General features: G+C 48.6%; 25 protein-coding genes and 1 tRNA gene. 10 read left to right on the plus strand and 16 right to left on the minus strand.

The window, feature by feature from the left end; genetic code table 11:
• Positions 1 to 55 precede the first annotated feature (55 nt).
• From IPP66_20160 to IPP66_20170, 3 genes are all read left to right on the plus strand, one after another.
• Complete coding sequence (locus tag IPP66_20160) at positions 56 to 493, plus strand: hypothetical protein (GenBank protein MBK9927591.1); 438 nt, start codon at positions 56 to 58, stop codon at positions 491 to 493.
• Positions 494 to 505: 12 nt separating this feature from the next.
• Positions 506 to 997, plus strand: coding sequence for a hypothetical protein (locus IPP66_20165; GenBank protein MBK9927592.1), 492 nt, complete (start codon positions 506 to 508; stop codon positions 995 to 997).
• A 74-nt stretch (positions 998 to 1,071) separates the two neighbouring features.
• A tRNA-Ser gene (locus IPP66_20170) sits at positions 1,072 to 1,157 on the plus strand.
• Positions 1,158 to 1,287: 130 nt separating this feature from the next.
• Here IPP66_20170 and IPP66_20175 read toward each other — a convergent pair.
• From IPP66_20175 to IPP66_20205, 7 genes are read right to left on the minus strand one after another with little or no spacing between them, the layout of a single operon-like run.
• Positions 1,288 to 1,917, minus strand: a complete 630-nt coding sequence (locus IPP66_20175; GenBank protein MBK9927593.1) for a hypothetical protein — start codon at positions 1,915 to 1,917, stop codon at positions 1,288 to 1,290.
• Between the two features lie 15 nt (positions 1,918 to 1,932).
• Complete coding sequence (locus tag IPP66_20180; GenBank protein MBK9927594.1) at positions 1,933 to 2,442, minus strand: c-type cytochrome; 510 nt, start codon at positions 2,440 to 2,442, stop codon at positions 1,933 to 1,935.
• Entirely contained in the window at positions 2,439 to 2,960 is a 522-nt protein-coding gene (locus IPP66_20185; GenBank protein MBK9927595.1) for a DUF3341 domain-containing protein, read from the minus strand. The genes IPP66_20180 and IPP66_20185 overlap by 4 nt, the downstream gene beginning before the upstream one ends.
• A 12-nt stretch (positions 2,961 to 2,972) precedes the next feature.
• A complete protein-coding gene (gene nrfD, locus IPP66_20190; protein MBK9927596.1) occupies positions 2,973 to 4,421 on the minus strand; it encodes a polysulfide reductase NrfD in 1,449 nt (482 codons plus the stop codon).
• A 6-nt stretch (positions 4,422 to 4,427) separates the two neighbouring features.
• Complete coding sequence (locus IPP66_20195; GenBank protein MBK9927597.1) at positions 4,428 to 5,186, minus strand: 4Fe-4S dicluster domain-containing protein; 759 nt, start codon at positions 5,184 to 5,186, stop codon at positions 4,428 to 4,430.
• Between the two features lie 11 nt (positions 5,187 to 5,197).
• Positions 5,198 to 7,363, minus strand: coding sequence for a molybdopterin-dependent oxidoreductase (locus IPP66_20200; GenBank protein ID MBK9927598.1), 2,166 nt, complete (start codon positions 7,361 to 7,363; stop codon positions 5,198 to 5,200).
• Between the two features lie 22 nt (positions 7,364 to 7,385).
• Positions 7,386 to 7,988 (minus strand): cytochrome c3 family protein, encoded by a 603-nt coding sequence (locus tag IPP66_20205; GenBank protein MBK9927599.1) that lies wholly within the window; start codon positions 7,986 to 7,988, stop codon positions 7,386 to 7,388.
• A gap of 415 nt (positions 7,989 to 8,403) precedes the next feature.
• Here IPP66_20205 and IPP66_20210 point away from each other — a divergent pair, with 415 nt between their 5' ends.
• Complete coding sequence (locus IPP66_20210; GenBank protein MBK9927600.1) at positions 8,404 to 8,673, plus strand: hypothetical protein; 270 nt, start codon at positions 8,404 to 8,406, stop codon at positions 8,671 to 8,673.
• 2 nt (positions 8,674 to 8,675) lie between these two features.
• Here IPP66_20210 and IPP66_20215 read toward each other — a convergent pair whose 3' ends face one another.
• The 9 genes from IPP66_20215 to IPP66_20255 all read right to left on the minus strand — a co-directional run bounded on the left by IPP66_20215 (position 8,676) and on the right by IPP66_20255 (position 17,474).
• Entirely contained in the window at positions 8,676 to 9,809 is a 1,134-nt protein-coding gene (locus IPP66_20215) for a M48 family metallopeptidase (GenBank protein ID MBK9927601.1), read from the minus strand.
• Positions 9,810 to 9,885: 76 nt separating this feature from the next.
• Positions 9,886 to 10,449: a cysteine hydrolase gene (locus IPP66_20220; GenBank protein ID MBK9927602.1), complete on the minus strand. Its 564-nt coding sequence runs from the start codon at positions 10,447 to 10,449 to the stop codon at positions 9,886 to 9,888.
• A 53-nt stretch (positions 10,450 to 10,502) separates the two neighbouring features.
• Positions 10,503 to 12,065 (minus strand): M50 family metallopeptidase, encoded by a 1,563-nt coding sequence (locus tag IPP66_20225; GenBank protein MBK9927603.1) that lies wholly within the window; start codon positions 12,063 to 12,065, stop codon positions 10,503 to 10,505.
• 16 nt (positions 12,066 to 12,081) lie between these two features.
• Positions 12,082 to 12,705 carry a ribonuclease H family protein gene (locus IPP66_20230; protein ID MBK9927604.1) on the minus strand — a complete coding sequence of 208 codons (624 nt, stop codon included), beginning with the start codon at positions 12,703 to 12,705 and terminating at the stop codon, positions 12,082 to 12,084.
• Positions 12,706 to 12,711: 6 nt separating this feature from the next.
• Entirely contained in the window at positions 12,712 to 13,692 is a 981-nt protein-coding gene (locus tag IPP66_20235) for a hypothetical protein (protein ID MBK9927605.1), read from the minus strand.
• Positions 13,671 to 14,858, minus strand: a complete 1,188-nt coding sequence (locus IPP66_20240) for a hypothetical protein (GenBank protein ID MBK9927606.1) — start codon at positions 14,856 to 14,858, stop codon at positions 13,671 to 13,673. Before IPP66_20240 ends, IPP66_20235 begins: the two co-directional genes overlap by 22 nt.
• Before the next feature lie 49 nt (positions 14,859 to 14,907).
• A complete protein-coding gene (locus tag IPP66_20245; protein MBK9927607.1) occupies positions 14,908 to 15,969 on the minus strand; it encodes a hypothetical protein in 1,062 nt (353 codons plus the stop codon).
• 69 nt (positions 15,970 to 16,038) lie between these two features.
• A complete protein-coding gene (locus IPP66_20250) occupies positions 16,039 to 17,247 on the minus strand; it encodes an acetyl-CoA C-acyltransferase (GenBank protein ID MBK9927608.1) in 1,209 nt (402 codons plus the stop codon).
• A gap of 17 nt (positions 17,248 to 17,264) precedes the next feature.
• Positions 17,265 to 17,474: a hypothetical protein gene (locus tag IPP66_20255; GenBank protein ID MBK9927609.1), complete on the minus strand. Its 210-nt coding sequence runs from the start codon at positions 17,472 to 17,474 to the stop codon at positions 17,265 to 17,267.
• Between the two features lie 159 nt (positions 17,475 to 17,633).
• Here IPP66_20255 and IPP66_20260 point away from each other — a divergent pair, with 159 nt between their 5' ends.
• From IPP66_20260 to IPP66_20285, 6 genes are all read left to right on the plus strand, one after another.
• Positions 17,634 to 18,185, plus strand: coding sequence for a PadR family transcriptional regulator (locus IPP66_20260; protein MBK9927610.1), 552 nt, complete (start codon positions 17,634 to 17,636; stop codon positions 18,183 to 18,185).
• Between the two features lie 8 nt (positions 18,186 to 18,193).
• The gene (locus IPP66_20265; GenBank protein MBK9927611.1) at positions 18,194 to 19,045 is read left to right on the plus strand and encodes a CPBP family intramembrane metalloprotease; all 852 of its coding nucleotides are present in this window, start codon (positions 18,194 to 18,196) and stop codon (positions 19,043 to 19,045) included.
• A gap of 120 nt (positions 19,046 to 19,165) precedes the next feature.
• Positions 19,166 to 19,414, plus strand: a complete 249-nt coding sequence (locus tag IPP66_20270; protein ID MBK9927612.1) for a 4Fe-4S dicluster domain-containing protein — start codon at positions 19,166 to 19,168, stop codon at positions 19,412 to 19,414.
• A 127-nt stretch (positions 19,415 to 19,541) separates the two neighbouring features.
• Complete coding sequence (vorB, locus tag IPP66_20275) at positions 19,542 to 20,657, plus strand: 3-methyl-2-oxobutanoate dehydrogenase subunit VorB (GenBank protein ID MBK9927613.1); 1,116 nt, start codon at positions 19,542 to 19,544, stop codon at positions 20,655 to 20,657.
• Positions 20,658 to 20,661: 4 nt separating this feature from the next.
• Positions 20,662 to 21,438 (plus strand): 2-oxoglutarate oxidoreductase, encoded by a 777-nt coding sequence (locus IPP66_20280; protein MBK9927614.1) that lies wholly within the window; start codon positions 20,662 to 20,664, stop codon positions 21,436 to 21,438.
• A gap of 90 nt (positions 21,439 to 21,528) precedes the next feature.
• Entirely contained in the window at positions 21,529 to 22,077 is a 549-nt protein-coding gene (locus IPP66_20285; protein MBK9927615.1) for a 2-oxoacid:acceptor oxidoreductase family protein, read from the plus strand.
• Positions 22,078 to 22,200 lie beyond the last annotated feature (123 nt).

Consider the following 22,200-nt stretch of genomic DNA (forward strand, 5'->3'; position numbering starts at 1 on the left):
AAAAGGATATGAGACCCTGGCTAAACCAGGGTCTTGCCATAAAAAGGAGAGAAACATGGACTTTTTCAACCGTCTATTGACAGCGCTTACTGAGCTCCACCCAATCCATCCTATGATCGTGCACTTTCCTATTGCGCTCACAGGTGCAGCATTTTTGTTCATTCTACTTGCGTGGTGGAGGAACAATCCATCACTCGAAGTAGCCGCATTTGCCAACATCGTGCTTGCCGCCATAAGCACAATTGTTGCGGGCGCCACCGGCATGATGGATAACATGAAAAATTATGAAGGCGCAGCGCCTAATGCAGGTACAAAAGTATTACTTGCGCTTTTACTTTTCCTTCTCACAACAGGCATCAGCATTATCCGCTTTCGTAACCCTGAATTGTTTCAAAAAGGCAACCGACTTCTTTACGTCGGTGCATACGGCCTTTGTTTTGTCATCGCGATCGTCCTTGCATTTCTGGGCGGCGTCATACTTTATGGTTTTTAGGAGAACACACACATGAAAACAAAATTACTCACCCTCATCTTGATCGCTGGACTCATATCCGCTTGCGGAAGCCAGCCCACTGCTACACAAGCCCCCGCCTCACAACCGACCGAGGCGCCTGTTGTTGCTTCCGAGATGCCTGCCAGCCCCACCGAAACAGTAGCTACGCCAGCCCCAACCGAAGAACCCACACAGGCACCAACCGAGCCCGCTTCTGATGCAGCAACCGTCAGCTTTGCCAATGACATCGCGCCAATTCTTACCGGTCGATGTGTGAACTGTCATGGTGGCGACAGAGTTGAAGAAGGCTTAAACCTCAAATCCTACGCAGACTTAATGGCTGGTTCTGATAACGGCACTGTTGTCACACCCGGTGATGCAGACAATAGCCTTCTCGTCGAATTGTTAGCAACCAACAAAATGCCCAAACGCGGACCCAAGCTCACTCCCCCGCAGGTTCAACTTGTCATTGACTGGGTCAACCAAGGCGCATTGGATAACTAACCAAAACAAAAAGGCATGTCAGCACTATGGCTGACATGCCTATAAATTCTGGTATAATCCCCGTCGCTCAATTTGGAGAGGTCGCGTAGTTGGCTTAGCGCGCACGCTTGGAAAGCGTGTAACCCACAAAGGTTCGCGGGTTCGAATCCCGCCCTCTCCGCTAGACGCTCCTTTCATCGTAAAGGAGCGTTTTGCTTTCTTACGTTGTGAACATCGCCTGAAAAATCATTTAACCAAAAAGGGACTGGCTCTTTATAAACCAGTCCCTTCGACTTTAAGGAATATATTTTCTAAAACGTTGGAGTAGCTGTCGCTTCAGGCTCAGGGACAATTGTCCCAGCGAAAAGAAGCGGGTTACTCGCTGACACATCAGCAGAATGTCCTTCTGGAACCAAGCCCTGTGACAGAACTTCATAAAGCTTTGATTTTTCCCAATCACCATTGCTCACAATGCCACTTTTCGTGATCGCGGCATAAGTGGTCATATCCAAGCCAGCATTCTTATCAACTGCATCTGCGTTATGGCACGAGACACAACCGATCTCACCGACCTTCCAGAGACTATTCTCTACAAAGAGGGGTTGTACATCCTCTGCATACATCCCTGTGCAGGATTTTCCATTCACATCAGTGAACGTGAAAGCCTCTGTTTCAGGAGAGTTCGCAGACACCCATGCACCGATCAAATCGTTTGCCGATATCTCACACTTGTTGAACTCTGCCATTCCTGATTCCATTTGTGTATCCGAATGAGATACAGGGATCAACGTTGGGATCGGTGTGCGGTCCACTTTTGCTACTGCTTGATTACAAGTAAAAGTAAATCCGCAGGCTGAAAGATAGATGATGCTGAGCCATATTCCCAACATCACGAAGAAACCGATAATGGTTCCGTAGATCACTTTACGAACATCATTCATGTCCCAACTCCTCCCCTATTCCGTTGCCTTCAGCGTACGAAGGAAGTTGACCACATCCCAGCGTTCTGAAACGGTCAGATTTTCATTGAGCGAAGGCATACGCCCCTCAAGACCATTGCTGATGGTCAGGAACATCGAGCCATCACTTTTGGATTGCACTACAGCACTGGTGAGATTGGCTGGTTTGTAGTTGACAAGGAACGCGGCTACCGCGCCGTTTCCTTCACCAGTTGCACCATGACATTGAGAGCAATGGATCGAAAACAGTTCCGCACCACGTGCAATTGATCCTTCATCCGCTGGCGTTGGATTTTCTGGCGTTATGCCAGCAATATACGATGGTCCTTCTACAGGGATAGAACGTGCAGGCACAGGTAATGGATCTTCCATTGGGCGGTAGGAAGGTTGGATCTCCATGAAGGATGGCCATTCAACCTTAATCACGTCAAAGGTGAAGAGCATCAAAACGCCAAAGAGAACACCCAGCGTCAGGAACACCCAAAACAGTTGTTTCAATAATCTCATAATTGTTGCGCCTCCGCAGCCTTAATGGATTCTGCGCCCAATTTTTTCAACGTATCGGTCAGACTCTTTTGGTCACCGTCTGAGCATTTGAAGAAAATTGCGATCTTGCCATCGCTGACCTCAGGTACATACTCCATGGGGCGATAGTTGGGGAAATAACTATCCAGAAATACACCCAGAAAAGTAGCCAGCAACGAGAAGAGCATGGTCATTTCAAAAGTAATGATCAAGCCAGGGGGAACAGGCGTAATAAATTGGCCACCCACCATAACAGTGTACAAATGAGGCGTTCCAAAGTTCAGGAACAAGCCAACGAGGAAGCCAATAATCGCCCCACCTAACGACAAACGGGAGACATTAGTCCATGGATGCGGGCGTCCCAGCATTTTATGGGTCACAGGTACACCAGAGATGACATTGATGTTTTCGTCTTCAATTCCTGCTTCATGCAATTTTTCAATGGCATCTGCGGCAGGATCGATATCGTTGAAAACAGCCAACAAAGTTACTTCAGACATATTCTGCTCCATTTATTCGAACTCGCTGACGGTTGGAACATGGGTCTTACCGACCTTGCGGAGGGTATGTACCATCTGCCCTTCCTGAACTTCCCAGACCGGGATCAGTGGGATAAGTCTTGAAGCGATCATATAGAACAACAGGAACAAGGCAAAAGTCCCAACTGTCAGGAAGATTTCAATACGGGGCTGGTACAAGCGCCAGGTAAATGGCATCCGGTTCACGGCCAGCATCACAGGGACGATCAAATACCGTTCCCAATACATACCCACATTGATCAGGATACCGATAATGGCAAGCAACCAGGGAGTCGTACGGATCTTTTTGCTCCACAATGTCAGCCAGGGAATGATGATGTTAAACAAGATCAACTGGTAGAACATCCAGGACATTTTCCCTTCTTCCAACCAGTGCAAGAGATTATCAGTTGCCCGGTCGCCGCCATACCATTGAACGATATAGTCGTTGAAGAAGAAGTAAGCATAGGCAAAAGAAACGATCAACATCAATTTGCCAAGTGCGTCAAAATGTTCCTTGCGGATGAAATAATCCATGTGTTTCATCGTCGCGCGCATGATGACCAACACTACAGCCACCGCTCCCATGCCAGAGTGCAAAGCACCAAGCACGAAGTACGGACCGAAGACCGAGGAAGACCAACCCGGGCGCATGGCCATTGCAAAGTCCCATGAGACGATGGTGTGTACAGAGAACATGACGGGGATGATCGCAAAAGCAAAATAGTTCATGGCTGTCTGCAAGTGACGCCATTCACCTTCTGTTCCACGGAAACCAAGGGCCAACACTTTGAAGAAGGATTTACGCCAACCAGTAGAACGGTCACGAGCCATGGCAAGATCAGGGATAAGCGGCAGGAACAAGTACATGGTACTGCCGAGTACGTATGTTGTAATAGCTAACAAGTCCCACATCAACGGGGAATGGAAGTTAGGCCATAACATTCGTTCGTTGGGTATCGGGAACATCCAGTATGCCAACCACACACGTCCCATATGCATGAAGATACTTGCGCCAGCTTGAATAAGACCGAACGTGGTCATCAATTCTGCGGCACGCGTAAAGGGACGACGGAATTCAGCTTTGAACACACGTAAGATCGCCGAAATAAACGTCCCTGCATGGCTGATACCGATCCAAAACACGGTGTTGACCAGAAAGACACCCCAATACGAGGGGCGCATCACGCCAGCAGTTCCCAAGCCATTGGCGATCATATAGCCCCAGGCATACACAAAACAACTGGCAACCAAAACGACAAGGACCGCGATCACCGCCCAGAACTTCCACGAGGTGGTCATCATGGATTCCATCACCATGTCATTCATCTCACCGCGGGGTTTGGGGTCATACATCAAGAATTCACGTGGATCGTGTTCTTCTTCCTGATGATGCGCATGTGCCTTTTCTGCACCGGAATAATGTTTGCTAACAGCGGACATATCTTATTAACCTTCCTTGAGGTAAGTCACACGCGGCAATGTATTCAGTTCATCAAGGTGTTTGTAACCACGCTCGTTTTGCGCTAATTGACTGACCAAACTTTCCGGGTTGTCCAAGCGACCGAAGGTGATCGCATTGGCAGGGCAAGCCTGTGCACAAGCGGTTGTAAACTCACCGTCTTCGACCTCACGACCTTCAGACTTGGCCTTATCCTCTGCTTTGTGAATGCGTTGGATACAGAAGGAGCATTTTTCCATCACGCCACGGCGGCGAACCGTTACATCCGGGTTGAACTGGTTGGAAAGGATGGTGATCTCAGGGCGTAAGCGATTGTCCTGATAATCGCGCCAGTTAAAGGAACGCACCTGATACGGACAGTTGTTCGCGCAATACCGTGTACCGATACAACGGTTATAAACCTGCAAATTGATCTGTTCTGACATGCTATGCGGAGTAGCAAAGACTGGGCAAACGGGCTCGCAAGGCGCATGTCCGCATTGTTGGCAGAGCATCGGCTGATGAGTGGATTTCACCTCAGGGTATTCACCCTCCCAAAAGCGTTCAATGCGAATCCAATGCATGGTTCTACCGTAACCAGCATCCTCTTCACCGACATACGCAATATTATTTTCCATGGCACATGCGGCCACACAAGCCTGACAGCCCGTGCAAACATCACGGTCAATGACCATGCCCCATTTGCCTTCAGCCTCTTCTGCGATTGCGCCTTTGGCGCCTATACGATTCAAATCTATCGTTGTCATCATTTGCTCCTCTAATGCTCCTCGCCCATTCCTTCGCCATAGACGCCCATACGGCTTTCCAGACGGGAGATTTCCTTCTTCTTGCCGGTCTTCTTCACATCAACCTTCATACCAGCAAACGCCAAGTCACCTGCTTCATTCAAATGGACACCCAACACGTCAGCAGGATTCGCACCGCGACCGGCCGCGAACTGACCATATGCCTTGTGACCCTGCCCAAAGGGCATCGCGATCACATCTGGACGTATGGCTGGATACAAATAAACAGACACTTCCACACTGCCCGCTTCGCTAACGATCTGCACGACATCATCGTTCTCAATGCCAAGCTCATGCGCAGTTTCAGGATTGATCTCAACCCATGTATTCCACATAACTGTTGTTGTGGGGTCAGGTAATTCTTGCAACCAGGGCTTATTCGCGCCGGCATCGGCTAAAGTCGGGGAGACAAATGGAAGGAAGAAGAACTCACCTTCGCCGCCAAACTCAGCAGGTTTAGCGTTCACGCTCTTGCTCAGCACACTAGAGGCGGAAGGAACTGTGGATGCATCCGCAGTCTTCCACCAACCGCCATGTTGCTGGAAGTAAGCAGAGAATGTATTGATTTCAGCAGCGATGAAGGAGCCTTCCTGTCCAAGAAGCGAGTTCAATTTTGATTGAATGAATTCAACTTCATCAGCATAAGGCAAGGCATTGGGTGCGGCGGCGATCAACACATCTGCTGTGGAGCGCGTATTGAAATAAGGAGTCACAACAGGCTGGGCGCCAGACAGAACCGACTCGCTGGTACCGGTGACAGCACGTTGGTATCCCCAAGATTCAAGTCCGTGATGATCGGGGAAAACATAATCAGATGCGATGGCGGTTTCATCCGCGAAGGTGGCGAACGAGATCACCTGCGGGACAGATGCAAGCGCATCAGCAAAGCCGAGGGACACAGGCAATTCAAAAACAGGATTGACGCCATGAATAAACAGAGCCTTCACGCCACCACTCTTCATCTTGTTAATGAAGTCACCCATCTCCTGCGTGTTGGCAGGGCGATGATAGGCATCTTGATTCGGTGAAAGTGGTGAAAGGGATACGCCGCCGGGTTTACCAAAGTTATCAGCCTGCGCGTTCAATGCAAGAACTGCTTCAGCAGTGGAAAGCCCGTTGCTTTGACCGAGTGCCGCACCGCCGGGGATGGCAAGCGGGCTTTCGGACTCTACAATCAATTGAGCGATATGCTCAAGGGTTTCCAGTTTCACACCAGAAGCCGTAACAACATCATTCACATTGACTGATGCAAAGGCTTTCGGAGTTGCGCCACCTTTGGCTTCAGCCACGAGCCGGCCGATTGCAAGAGCGACCAAGCCTTCGGTCCCGGGAAGAAGCGGGATCCATTCATCGGCTTTGGAAGCGGTTTGAGACATCCGCGCTTCAAACTGGATGAAATGGCCGCGCCGTTTTGGATTGCCACGTCGCATCTTCGAGAAACCGCGCGTGAAAGCTACGGGAGAAATCCATGTTTCGAGGAAGTTCGCGCCAAACGAAAGGACAAGGTCTGCATTGGCAATATCGAAGAACGGCATGGCCGATTGACCGAGAAGGTTTTCAGCGGCCTTGCTCAAGGTGGCACGTGATTCGAACATGCCCAACGCACCAAAGCGGACCGGGGCCGGAGCACCGATGGCTTTCGCGAGGTCAGACACAAGATCAAAGAGATGATCGGGAGCCATGCCCATCAAGAAAGCGATCTCAGATGGATTGTTATTCTTGAGTGCATCGGAGACAACTTGAACGGCGGCGTCCCAATCCAAAGTGCTCTTGGATAGATTGGTAGCACGACCTTGTTTCGTAGGATTTTCGACACGATCAGGATTGTACAAACCTTGAAGTGTGGCCTGGCCACGCGCACAGGTCTTGCCGAGATTGACAGGATTGCTGGCGTTACCTTCCACTTTGATGGCGCGTCCTTGCATGGTGCGGACAACAAGCCCGCAGGCCGCCGCGCATTCGCGGCAGGTTGTGGCGTAATAGGTGCTCAAGCCATTGTAGGTATATTCGGGCATCTTCTTGTACGGTTCGCGATCAACATAACGCGAAGCCGGGCCACAACCTGTGAGAACAGCCGTGGTGGCCGCACCCGTTGTAGCCAACTTGAGAAAATCACGCCGGGAAATTTGTTTGCTCATGATATCTTCCTTTTCACCCGGATTAATAATGACATGTTCCACAATCGGTCAATTTGACACGTTTCTCTTCGAGAAGCGCGGAAACTTTTGGGTCGTTGTTAGGATTGTTCTGAATACTATCCGCTGTACGTGACTTATGACAATTGAGACACCAACCCATGTTCAACACTTGCGGGTTTTCGTAAATCTCCTGTTTGCTTAGGTCGCCGTGACAATCTTCACAGTTGACGCCTGCCGCAATATGGGGACGATGATTAAAGTGTACAAAGTCCGGTACTTGCGCCACTGGCACCCATTTGATGGGTTTATCGTTCTTTACATACTCTACCAACACCGCAAGCCTTTCACTCGTCAGAGTTTTGGCGATCTGTTGGTGACAACCCCAACACTTGTTTTGTGTCGGCAAACCGGGAGAAGGTCCGCGCAAAGCACCTGGGTGACAGTACAAACATTGAACCCCCATTTTGACATGGACATCATGTCGGAATGCAATGGGCTGTTCCCTAAGTGACTGTTGGGTCTGATAGATGCCGAATGCAAAAAGGCTGAATACAGACAATGCTGCGATCAGCACGCCGATCCGCCCCATTGGGCTCAGTACCCATTCAAATATCTTCTTGACCATGCAGGCTCCTGTAACTGATGATTTACTTGAAGTAAGTCCGCTATCTAATATAAATCACATCGAAAAAGTAGGTATTACAATTTGAAAAAACTGCACATCGGAAAATTCACAATAAATGATTCGAAGTGCAGAACAAACATAAGACTCGCCCCGGTCATTGCCAGCAAAGACCTGGACGAGCAATAATGGAGAATCAACACAAAAAGATGGACTTAACTCATCTCCTCGCATTGCTGAACCCCGCCAGCAACGGGGCGATTATACTGCAAAGGACAAACCATTACAATAATAAGTGTCGGTACATGTATGGTTGATACAAAGCCACCAAACCTGCAAAATTCGACATGTTCTTAGGTGCATCTGGCGGGTCACCTTGAAAAGACCTCGTCAGCGCATGTTATACTTTGCAAATCCTATGAAAAGATTTATCCGTCCAGCCATCATCCTAGGGGTCAGTTTGTTGATTGCGCTTTCAAGCGCCATGATCACCTACACTGCAAAGATCTCGGGGCAGGGATATTCAACCACCGCATCCATTCTTCTGCAAACCACCCCTACCCCAGTAGAAGAGGATCGCTCCGAAGTAGGCGATACAGATTTGATTGTCATTTTGGGAGGAGTGATCACAGCGATCATACTCATCCCGGTCCTTATCCAAAGAAAATCATGGATGCGAATGGAATAGCCTCAGGCCATTTTCCAATTTTGTGCTTTTGCAATGCGTTCACCCAACGGGGGATGTGAATAGAACAGGAATACCACCCATTTTTCAGGATCGACTTCTCCAAGGTTTTGATTCGCTAACCGTGTAAAAGCGGAAGCGAACGCTTCTTTCTTACCCGTAGTCTGTAACGCGTAATCGTCAGCCATATTCTCCCTCCAGCGGGATACGGCGTTATCCACCGGCATGGTGATCAGCTCGTAGGCACCGAGAATGAGACTAAACGCAGGGAATGCGGCCACATCTGCAACAGACTCAAAACCGAAGTAGCCAATCGCCCACTTCAAAGCCAGCGACGCAAGGAACAGACTCAAAGTAGTGCTGACCGCGCCGAATGTGATGAGCAACGGAATATCGCGATGAACATGATGTCCCAATTCATGCGCAAGGACAGTTTCGATCTCGTCGGTTGAAAATTCTTCGATCAGCGTATCACCCAATACAATGCGGCGTGTGTTGCCAATCCCTGTGAGCGCGGCGTTGGCAGACTTTGTCCGCTTGGACATATCAAACTTGAAGACACCTCGGACCTTTGTGTTGGCACGTTCAGCCAAAGCCAGCAAGCGGTCGGCCAGTTCTTTGTGTTCATCACCTAATGGAACATACTTATTAAATAGAGGGGCAATCAATACTGGTGCAAGGTTGGAAAGTAAAACGCTAAAGACCAACAGTCCGCCCGCCGCCCACAGCCACCATAGATCACCGGTGATGCGTAAGATGAGATACAGCATTTCGAGCAGGAACAACCCAATGGGCGCCCCGACCGCGAGTCCTTTGAGCTGGTCAATGATCCAGTCTTTGAACGTCTGATTCGATTGTCCGAAACGATGCGGTAGGACAAATCCGCTGTAATAGCTGAGAGGGAGATTGACAAGAGCGTATGCACCGCCGAATATAAAGACGAAGGCTGGGACAAGAAGCCACTGATTCGTAAACAGCGGCCAATGAGTCAGCCATGTGCGCAATGACACTGCCCACCCAAGAAATAGCCACACCAATGCATAGGCTGTGCTGAAAGTTGTATCCACCAACCACAGTCGTCGGCTGATGCGTGCATATTGTTTTGCTTGTTTTTGTTTTTCAGGGTCAAGTGTGGTCATATGATTTCGGATTTACGATTTCAGATTTATGATTTTCCGTCCTGAGCGGAGGGCGAAGCCCGAAGTCGAAGGACTTTTATTTCACCATCTCTCCTGCGAGCAATGCAATGACTTCTTCCGATTTCATCACCTTGCCATAGGACTTCAACGCCGCGAGAAAAGATTTGTGTACGAGGTCAGCGGGAATGACAGTGTCGCCATATTTCAGATCGCGAGTCGCACAGGCATCTTCTGCGATGATGACTTGAAAACCGAGGTCAGATGCGGCGCGGGCAGTTGCATCCACACACATGTGGGTCATCATACCTGTAATGACTACACGCTCAATTCCCCAACCTTTTAAAAGTTCGAGCAGGTCTGTTTTCAGGAACGAGTTAGGTTCGTGCTTATAAATGATCGGCTCACCCTCAAAGTGCGCGACCAGATCGTGAATGTCTGAACCGTTATCACCTTTTATAAAAAAGGTTGCATCAGGCTTGATCGAAATATGCTGTATGTGGACATGACGCCCGCCATGTTCGCGGAAACATTGAAGAAGCATATAGGCTTTCTTCGCGGCCTCTTCCGGGTTCACTAACGGAAATTTGCCGCCGGGGAAATAGTCTTTTTGAATGTCAATTACGAGTAGGGCTGTTTTCATTTCATCCTTTCATTTCGAATGAATAAACTAATAGAGTTTTACTATGTCAAATATTACTCGACATTGAGCGATCGCAACAAATCTTCAGCCTGATGTTTGAGGTGCAACTTTCTTGTTTTTGCCAAAACCTGACGAAAATCTTCGGCGGCACGCCTCTTATCACCTTTAGCGTCATATGATTTACCGCGTCCTAAATACAATAATGGTTCACGAGGGTTAATTTCCAACGCGCGAGTATAGTCTAAAATTGCCTTATCAAATTCATGGTTAACCCGGTATGCGTCAGCACGCCCCTGATATGCATAAGACGAAAGCAGCTGCAATGAAATGGCACGTGCATAATAATCTTCAGCCCAATCCAAATATCCTTCATATTCATATAAGGTTGACTCAGATTTTATTAGTGCGTCTTTTTGAGAAAGATGCAAAGCTAAATCTTGATCTTTATGAGCAGCATCAAGGTTTCCGAGCTTAAAATGTACCCTGGAACGATCAACATAAAATAATGGAACAGACGCAAAGGGCAAACTCGCTTTATTGAATTCTTCCAGTGCAGAGTGAAATTCCATTTTACGCATCATAACAAACCCACGACCTATGTATGGAAGCATTGAATTTGGATGAAGTTGACGAGCTTGCTCGTACCAATTTAATGCAGAGTCAATATCATTCTCTTTCAGACATGTATCGCCACGCGCTAACAAAGCCATTTCGTTATTTGGCGCAATCATTAAGACATGTTCTAAATCAACAAATGCTTTTTCATTTTGCAACATCCGAGAATAACAAATATAGCGCGCAATATAATGATTAGCCTGTTGTGGCTCCTTCTCTATATGCCGTGTGAAATATTGTACTGCGCGCTCATAATCTTCTCGTAAAAAATAATAACCACCACGTTTAAAGAGAAAACTCAAACCAAGATTGATCCAGCGAAGCGTATAGGAATTCAGTGTACCTATTGCCAGCGCTATCAACACGCAAAAAGCCAGCAATACATAATCCCGCATTTTGATTCCAAACCATATCATTCCGACCAAAACCGGAACGCTGACAATTATGGTAATAAGATTTGCGTTGTTTCTTCCAAAAAGAAACTCCATCAAGGCCCGTAAAACGTTCCCACCGTCAAGAGGGTATATCGGCAGGATATTGAAAACCAGGAGGATAAAATTTAAACCAGCCAATGAAAGAAACAGCTTTGTATAAATATACATCCAATAGAGTGACAAATTAGCCGGTGTGAAAAAATAGGCTGCAACACACAAAGCGCCGACAAGGAAAGTGGCGACGGGGCCAGCGGCATAGATAGCAAGGCGATGTAAAGGCTTTTCTGGTTCACGAGTAAGGTTAGTAAAACCACCGAGAAGCCAGATTACAATACTTTTCACATCTACATGTACCAGCTTTGCAACCATCGCATGCGCTAATTCGTGCAAAAAAACGGAAAGGATATATCCCGTCAACCACAACAACGCAAGCACACCCCGCACATCATCTATCGGACGAAATATCCGATAGACAATAAAGATACTGAATAAAATTGAAAAATGAAATCGGATCTCTACATCCCGTATACGTCCAACCCGCCATGATAATGATAACCATTTCATCATATCCACCTCTACAAAACTATTTTCTTCCAAAATCTGCAGGGTTTTCGCCCCATTCTTCCGTATTCCATTTCAAGACCGAATTATCATGCAGTTCATTTTCGGCCAGCCAATTCTCGGCACTGCGGATCATGGCAAAGATCAAGGCATTTTTACCCGTGTGTTTCAGGTTGGTTTTGCAAATCCCCGTATATACCCATGCAATGGCATTTTCAGAATCAGAGTATACGGGTATATCCTTTTCGTTCTTCATCAACCACGTCAACGCATGGACGATGGCAAGAAACTCACCCACATTATTCGTCCCATCGGGGAATGGACCGATGTGAAAGAACTCCTTCCCCGAGTCGAGAAACACACCGCGATACTCCAGTTTGCCTGGCGAACCACTGCAAGCCGCATCTACGCATATAGATGGAAGGATGGGCGGTGTATCGGATTCTTTCCACTTGCCAAGAGAGGATGACTTTCCCTTAAACGCCTCATACTTGGACTGAAAAGCTGACTCAGCCTCTTTGAGCGTGCCGAACGCCTTATACTCAGCGCCGGTAAAACCCTTCACCTGTTGTTCACATTCCGCCCACGAGGTGAAGATGCCGGTCTTGCGTCCCTTCCACACGACATAGTATTTTTGCTTTGGCATAGTAGCTTATTTAGATTTTACAACCAATTCAACTGAATCCATCGCAAGCCAGGAATTATCCTCAGCGCTAAGATCTTGTACCTCAAGTCGAACCTTCGCGCCAGATAAAACATTACCAAGTGATATGGTTTGGTCGAATGTACCGGGACCACCCAACTCCGTTGCATTGACAGTGATCGAGCCAATGGCAAGCACTAAGCCAGCAGAGTCCACGATCTGATACGTCAAATTATTTTCAAACGGAGCAATGGCCACACTGCCTTTGATTTCTACTTTGTTGAATACCTCCGTACCCTGTGCAGGAGCCTCGATATTGATCGTACGAGGTCTACCATCAGGTGTAAATGTTGTGTAATCGGTCATACTCAAGTTGCCAAGTGCATTAACCCGAAAATGACGCGTTGTATGCAAGGTAGGGCAACACATCGGGTCTTGCGAACCGTGGATCGTTGCATCTAAAAAGATCTCATTAGTATCTGAAAGCGAAAGTTCATTGATCTGCGGGCGGTCATCCACCATGCGAGAGGTCAAAAATTTCGGCGTCCCATTTTCGTCGGCAAATACAACCAGAAAAACAAAAGTACCGGAGCCGCCATAATTCTCTGCGACTAACGTGACATACTTATCGTTCCCAGCTCCATCAACGGATCCTTTGGTCGCGAAATCTAACATGGTCACGGCAACATAGTCCACGCCACCGGGCGCCCCTTCTTCATATTTTCCATCGGTCAGTTTTACAACACGCAACGACTCGGGAATGCCCAATTGATATTCCGCGTTGCGGAGTTGTGCAATGTGATCGGGCTCAGGCGTTGGGGTATCGGGGAGAGAAGTTGGTTCGGAAGCCGGAGCAGGCGTCGGTGAGAGAGGCGCGAGACTTCCACAGGAAGTCAAAACAATGGCGAACAAGATTACGATTCCCATCTGCCAACGCTTCGACTTCGTTACATTCCGCTCAGCGCGAGTTAAGGAACGACGGGAGACCATGTCATACCTCCATCACTTGTACGATACAACGAACGATGATCATTCGAGTCGAGTGTTACGACCCAGCCAGTGTTGAGATCAGCAAAATCCAGCCCGGCGAATATTTCACCGAATTTCACATCAGGCGGGATGATGCTCCACGTGCGCGCCGCGTCTTTCGTAACGTAGAATTGGTTGCCGTTATAAATGACCGCTTCACTCGCTGACAGGAAATCGGCCGAGCCACCATCAGGGATCAAGGTTGGTGTCAGCGTCCAGGTAGCGCCACCATCATGCGTAGTGTACACCGCGACCTGTGAAACATCACCGCTAAAACGTACGCTAATAAAGCCATCCTTCGGGGAAACAAATTTCATATGGTCGGGCTCAATGCCCAATTCATAATTTTCAGCACCGGGCGGCAAAGGCAATGTGACGAGACTCCAATTTGCACCGCCATCATCCGTACGGAATAAATAGACCGAACCGGTTGAATACGTGACGCCATAAATCCATGCCGTTTGCATATTGATCGGCGCGATACCAGATTTCAACCCGCCAAGAGGAAGCGTATCGCCCGCGTTCTGGTTGTTCGGGTCATTGATATACTTTTGTGTCCAAGTGGAACCGCCATCAGTTGTTTGATATATGGCCACTGCATTCGAACCTGCGCCTACACCCAAATTGGCAAGCGCCCAACCGTTGTTCACATCGAGAAATTGAATTTTGCCTTCACTGAATGGAGTCGTTAAGTTAGTCCATGTGAGCCCACCATCGGAGGTGCGATACAGGAAACCACTGTTGGGATAATTATCAAAGTCTGGTTTCTGGATCCAGACATGAGAGTTATCGAAGGGAAACACGCTTGTGGCATAGCCCGTCTCTGTGACATTAGGTGGTGTGACGTTGTACCATGTGACCCCACCATCGTTCGTACGGATGATTTGAGTCTCGGTCACAGCCCAGCCATCCACTGCATTAAGAAATTGGATGGAGACGATCGCTGGCCCATCGACAAGCGGTGCATTGATCTGTGCTGGAACAGGTATGTCGGTTGCAGGGATATTCGTGTCTGCTTGTTGCGCGGGAGCAGACTCCGTCGATGACGTGGATGAAGAAGCAGGCGCATTACACGCGGATACAACGAACAAGATGCCTGCCAATGCCATTAAGAGTTTAAATTTCATTAAGCGCTTCCTTTCCTTATCGGATGCGCTTAATTCTATCCTCAAATCATTATTTGATGACAATCGTGGAAAGGATGCTTTCAAATCTTTTCAGAAGCGCTGGGCGGTCGAATTCCGTTACTTTCAATTCGGGGGAATAAGCACCCATATTGCCATAGTGCGTTAAGAATGTGATCTCATAACAAACACCATCAACCGCCACACGATGAAAAACCTGTTCGTAGATATTGCCAGTTGCAATCCCGACAGCTTCACTGCGTGTGAATTTGATACCGGTGATGGTCACATCACCCCAGATGGTTTCGGGTCCACCGAGTGAAGCAGGTTGAGTACAAGTCTCTACGGTTTTTGCGTCACTTGATGAACCGAACATAAAATAGGCCCCGAACAGATTGGTACCAGTATAGGCCTGCGTATCAATATACTTGAGAACTTGTTCAGGCTGGGTCTTATAAACAGGCAATCCTGAAACACGGACCGGCGCAAAGTCATCTGGATACGAGAAAGAGGCGGTCCCGTCCGCGCTCACAAACTGAAAGGACTGTGTAGCCACCCCAATAGGGTTGATCGCCACACGCATCGTAAAGTTCCGAATATTTTGGAGTGGGAACAAAGTGATGTAGTACGTAGTGGTTGAAGGCAAAACACCTCGCCAGAATGTACAGTCACCGGGACATAACACCAAGTCATCTTCACCGACGATCCGCATGGGGATATGAGCCCACTGTTCGTCGGCTATGTTCTGTAGAACAGAAATGGACATGACCTGTCTCTTGAGGGCGCTCACCGAATATGTTTTGCTCGTCCCAGCGGACAGGGTGTCCACAACATCACGATACGTTCCATTGGCATCAAAAGTGATCGGCGCAACACCAAGGTTTATTGGAGGGGATTGAACAGTTGTCGTAGGAGTGAAGGTTGGGAATGGAGGCGGGGTCTCAGTGGGCAACTCCATCACAGACATGGGTGTAGATGTCGCCGTAGCAAGAATACTATTAGGTGTACTCGTAGAAGACAATGTAGGAAGTGGAGGCGGTGTCACCAACTCGGCATTGAAAGAACACGCTGAAAGAGACAAAGTCAAAAGGATAAACAAAAACCTGTATCGCATAGTTTTTCTCCTTGGCATCTATGACGGTACAGGTTGAATGGATGTTCCAAATGTATAGTTATGAATTCATCACATCGTTTCAAGGATAGTCGCTTCGCCCTGGCCAACACCAACGCATAAAGTGGCAAGTCCGTATTTTACGTTGCCACGCAACCGCATCTCATGGACAAGAGTTGTCACCAAGCGCGCACCCGAACATCCCAACGGATGCCCAATCGCAATCGCCCCGCCATTGACATTGACGATCTCAGGGTCAACGCTCAAATCTTCAATGACAGCCAGGGACTGCACCGCGAAGGCTTCATTCAACTCAACAAGACCGATATCTTTCATTTGCAAGCCAGCGCGTTCAAGCGCTTTCTTTGTCGCAGGGACGGGGCCATATCCCATCACACGTGGCGGGACGCCTGCCGTAGCGGATGCAACGATACGAGCTAAAGGTTTGTAACTAAGTTGATTCGCCTTCTCTTCGCTCATCACAAGTAATGCAGACGCGCCGTCATTCAGGCCTGATGAATTCCCCGCTGTGACCGTACCGCCTTCTTTGGCAAAAGCGGGTTTGAGCTTGGCAAGCGATTCCATCGTTGTATCACGCCGCGGACGTTCGTCCGTGTTCACGATCTTTGGATCGCCCTTTTTCTGTGGAATAACAACAGGGATTATCTCTTGCTTGAAGCGTCCCGAGTCGATGGCGGCAATGGCACGTTGATGACTCCGCACTGCGAATGCATCCTGTTTCTCGCGCGTGATATGCGGACGTTCTTTTGCGATGTTCTCGGCAGTCTCACCCATCGAGTCCGTGCCATGCATTTCTTTCATAATTGGGTTTGGGTAACGCCAACCCAACGCTGTATCATAAGCGGTTAAGTTTCCGAAGGAATAACCAGTTTCCGCTTTGGGTAAGGAATATGGTGCGCGGCTCATGGATTCAACTCCGCCTGCGATGTATATATCCCCTTCACCGGCTTTGATCGCACGTGCGGCTTGATTGATGGCGTTTAAGCCTGAAGCGCAGAGACGATTCACGGTCACGCCTGCCACTTCCACGGGCAGACCCGCCAACAATGCCGCCATGCGCGCCACGTTGCGATTATCTTCGCCAGCTTGGTTTGCACAACCGAAGAAAACTTCTTCGATGAGGGCAGGGTCAAGCTTATTGCGTTGGACAATTTCTTTTATAACGGAACCAGCCATATCGTCCGGGCGAACCGAAGCAAGAGTCCCACCCAAGGCACCAATCGGCGTGCGAATCGCATCTATGATTACTACATTCGTCATTTTGTCATCCTTATGTTTTATCCTACAGTGAACATACCCAATTGATACAAAACCAGCACAACCCAGATCACCAATTGTATGCCGATATTCAGCCAAAATTTGGCTGGTGATATTTTACGATTTATAGGATGTGTTCTTTCCCGCCTGTTCGATATGATCTCGCCTGAATAAATTTCATACAAGATAACAAAAAAAGCAATTCCCAAAAGTATCAAGATCAAATCCATGTTTTGTTTCCTTTTTTTTAAATTATACCTTTCATACAGGAACGATTTGCAAGCACTACGCCGCTCCCAATCTCTTTGCCAATCCTAACCTTGACAAGTCAGGGGTGGCAAAGTATAGTACTTGTACTATATGACTAGTACCATAAAAAGAGAAAAACCATGTCTCTAAAACATGCCATCCTTGGCTTTCTATCTTACAAATCCCTCAACGGCTATGACCTCAAAAAAGCCTTCGATAATTCCGTGCGTCACTTCTGGCCCGCCAACCAAAGCCAGATATATCGGACGCTCGCGCAAATGACCGATGAAGGGTTAATCGAAAAAGAAGTCATCGAACGTGAAGAACGGCTTGATATGAAGATCTATTCGATCACCAAAGCAGGGCGCACCGAACTTCATAACTGGCTCGCCACCCCACTACCGGAGAGAGACGTACGTGAACCTCTCCTTATTCAGATCTTTTTCGGCGGCAAACTATCAGACGAGGAATTGCTCAACCTTTTGCAACACGAAAAAAAGATCGCCGAAGAAGGGCTGCTCGCTTACCAAGCCATTCATCAGGCAACCATATCGCAACCCGCCCCTCCTGATCCACGCGCCTTCTATCTCAGCATGCTTACCCTTGAATATGGGCTCAAAAGCAATTACGCATTAATCGAATGGCTCAACTCAGCCATCGAACACATAGAAACAAAAAATTATTCGTTATAAGGAATCAAATGAACAAAACTATTCGTAACATCATTATTGTCGCACTTTTCACTGCGGGCGGCGGCTGGCTCGGCATCTGGCTCAACAACATCACAGGCAACACTCAGCCACCCATGCAAAGTTTGGGAGTGCTGGTCTGGCTCACCTCCCCTGCCCTTGCTGGATTTCTCCTCCGCACTTTTGGAGGAGATGGCTGGAAGGATTCTGGCTTCGGGCTGAATCTCCCCTCAGGCTGGAAGTGGTATCTGGTAGCGATTCTGGTTTATCCGCTCGCTTGTCTCTTAACCTTTGGCCTGGCTCTCCCCCTCAAAGCGATCAATGCCGACGGATTTTTCACCCAGGGTTTCGGCGCATACCTGTCCGCTGTCGGCGTTGTATTTATTGGTTCTTTGATGAAGAACTTCTTCGAAGAATTTGCCTGGAGAAGTTATCTCACACCACGGCTTGACGCGGCAAAGATCCACCCGATGTTGAACCACTTAATTGTCGGTGTTCTATGGTGGTCATGGCATGTACCCTACTATTATTACTTTCTTGATAAAGCCGTGCTCGAAGGTTTTCTAACCACAAGCCTGCCCGTTTTTCTTTTCATCGCCCTGATCGTCATGTTTCCCACTGCCATACTCTTCGGCGAATTGCGACTGTTGAGCAAATCCACATGGACAGTATTTCTCCTGCACAACGTCATCAATGCTGTAAGCATGCCGCTCGTCATCAACGGCTTCATCAAACTCAACAGCATAACAGGAACCATCTTTACACCCACCAACGAAGGGATTATCACATCCATTTTACTGGGCGCGGCAGGTCTGATTCTCTATCAATATCGAATGAAAAATAAAATCACCACACAAAGGTGATGATTTTTGTAAGCATCCGGCTATGACGCTTGTTACTATACAATGTCAGACAAATTTGACATAATGAGGGTGGCGGTAATTCCGCCATTTACTGTCTAACATCTCGAATAAGGAGTATCAATGCCTGCAAACGGTTGGATCGAAGTCAGCGATGCCTACTGCAAAGGTTGCGAATTATGCCTGAGTGTATGTCCACAGGAGGTGATGGAACTGGACACAACGAGGCTTACCTCAAAGGGATACCACCCCGCGCACACGTTCAAGGACGGGTGCACGGGGTGTGCTATTTGCGCACTGGTCTGTCCCGATGCGGCAATTACCGTATATCGTGAAATAACCAAATCAGTTCCCACAACTGTAAGGGCGTAGCACAATGCTACGCCCTTACTTATTAACTCATCGCATATTGTAAGGGACGACCCTTCAAAACCTACCAAGGCGTTTTGCTTTTGCTGTGCGGGTCGTCTCTACAACAAAATTTTTCATGGAGAAACGAATGACACGTGAACTATGGAAAGGCAATGAAGCAATAGCCGAAGCCGCCGTCCGCGCCGGGCTGGAAGCGTACTTTGGCTACCCCATCACACCCCAAACAGAAATACTTGAATATCTCTCAAGGCGAATGCCCGAATTGGGTCGCGCATTTGTGCAGGCAGAAAGTGAACTCGGCGCGATCAACATGGTCTATGGCGCGGCATGCACGGGCGTGCGGGTCATGTCTTCCTCATCAAGCCCGGGCATGAGTTTGATGATGGAGGGCATGTCATACATTGCTGGCACAGAGATCCCAGCCGTGTTGGTCAACGTGATGCGCGGCGGACCGGGCCTCGGCAATATCGCTCCCGCACAAGGCGATTACAACCAGGCTGTGCATGGCGGCGGTCACGGTGATTACCACAACATCGTGCTTGCACCCGCATCTATTCAAGAGGCTATTGATCTCACTGCCCTTTCGTTCGATCTCGCTGAAAAATATCGGATGATCTGTATGATCATTCTCGATGGTTCCATCGGGCAAATGATGGAGCCCGCGCAGATGCTCGATATGCGACCCATCCAACGCAAGGATTGGGACTGGGCAACCAACGGCAAAATGGGAAAGCGCGAGCGCCGCGTCCTTTCTTCCATTTATCTGGATCCTGCTCAAGAAGAGAAGATGAACCTGAGGCTTTTATCCCGCTGGAAAACCATTCAGCGAGAGGAAGTTCGTTACAAGGAATATTTCCTCGATGACGCAGAATTTGTCATCGTTGGCTTTGGCACGGCGGGACGTGTGGCACTCTCCGCAGTGAGGCAGGCGCGAGAAAAAGGGATCAAGGTGGGTTTGTTGAGGCCGATCACTGTCAGCCCGTTCCCGGCCGAAGCGATTGAGCAACTGGTCGGTAGAGTGAGCGGGTTCTTAGTCACAGAGATGAATTCAGGACAAATGCTTGAAGATGTTCGTCTCGCAGTGAAGGGACGAGTCCCTGTTGAGTTTTATGGGCGCATGGGAGGCGTGGTCCCGTTCACAGAAGAGATCATGCATGAGATCGAGCGCATCACAACGAGCAAGTTAAGTGCAACAAGCAACCCGCGTGAAGAATGGTATGAACGCATGGTTGGGATGAGGTAACGCAATGGCAACAGCGATTTCAAACAATCTGGTTTACGAACGCCCAAAAGGTTTTACCGAAACACCTACCCATTATTGCCCGGGTTGTACACACGGTGTAGCACATCATTTGATCGCAGAAGTCTTGCAAGAGATGGATCTGATCGAAAAGACGATCGGCGTTGCGCCGGTGGGATGCTCCGTCTTTGCATACAACTACTTCGACACAGATTTCGTTGAAGCCCCACATGGACGCGCACCCGCAATGGCAACAGGTATCAAACATGTATTGCCCGACCGCATCGTGTTCACATATCAAGGCGACGGTGACCTGGCTTCAATTGGCATGGGTGAGATCGTCCACGCGGCGGGACGCGGCGAGAACCTGACCGTGATCTTCATCAACAATGCCAACTTCGGCATGACCGGCGGACAGATGGCACCAACTACATTGCCCGGTATGAAAACCACTTCATCGGTCAAAGGCCGTGACGTGGAGACACAAGGCTTCCCCATCCGCATGGCAGAGATGCTCGCAACTCTCGATGGCGTGAGCTATTGCGTGCGCAGATCATTGCACGACCCGAAGAATATTCGTCTCGCGAAGAAAGCCATCCGTATGGCATTCGAAACACAAGCTCGCGGACTCGGCTTCTCGATGGTCGAATTGCTTTCCACATGCCCAACCAACTGGGGCATGACCCCGGTCGATGCGTTGAAATTCGTGGAAGAGCAAATGGTCCCGGCGTATCCGCTTGGCGATTACAAGGTCGCGGCAAGTGTGGCAGAGATCAAGATTTAGAGAGTAGAGAATAGATAAGTAGATGAGTAGTAAAGTAGTCACAACTACAACTAGTCTCTAATATCTGCTCTCTGCTCACGGAGTGAGCAAATGCAAAAAGAAATTATCATCGCAGGGTTTGGTGGGCAGGGCGTTCTATTTAGCGGGCAAGTATTGGCCTATGCCGCCATGGACTCAGGCAAAGAGGTGACATGGATCCCCTCGTATGGCCCCGAGATGCGTGGCGGAACAGCTAACTGTACGGTTGTCATCGCAGATCATGAGATCGGCTCGCCTTTTGTGAAGAATCCACCGTTAGTCATCGCATTGAACTTACCCGCCTTCGACAAATACGAACCCATCGTCGCCCCCGGCGGGACATTGATCGTGAACCAATCCATGATAGACCGGGAAGCAAAGCGCGACGATATCAATGTCATCTTTGTGCCATGCAATGAGATCGCTGAAGAGATCGCTGACAGAAAATTACTCAACATGGTTGCCATAGGTGCGTTGTTATCGGCGTTGCCCGAGATCACAATCGAAGATGTGGGAAAGGCACTGGAAGGTCACTTGCCTGCAAGACACAAACACTTATTGCCCAAAAATTATGAGGCTCTGAAAAAAGGCTTTGAAGCAGCGCAGAGGGTGCTGGCGTAGTTTGGCAGATAGAAAGAATATCTAAAATTCGCCACAGAGACCACAGAGTTCTCTGAGAAAAAACTCAAAATCTCTGTGCGCTGCCCTGGCACCACCCGCCAGGGCAGGTGTGTGGCAAGACTG

The organism is Candidatus Defluviilinea proxima (assembly GCA_016721115.1).
Taxonomy (GTDB): domain Bacteria; phylum Chloroflexota; class Anaerolineae; order Anaerolineales; family Villigracilaceae; genus Defluviilinea; species Defluviilinea proxima.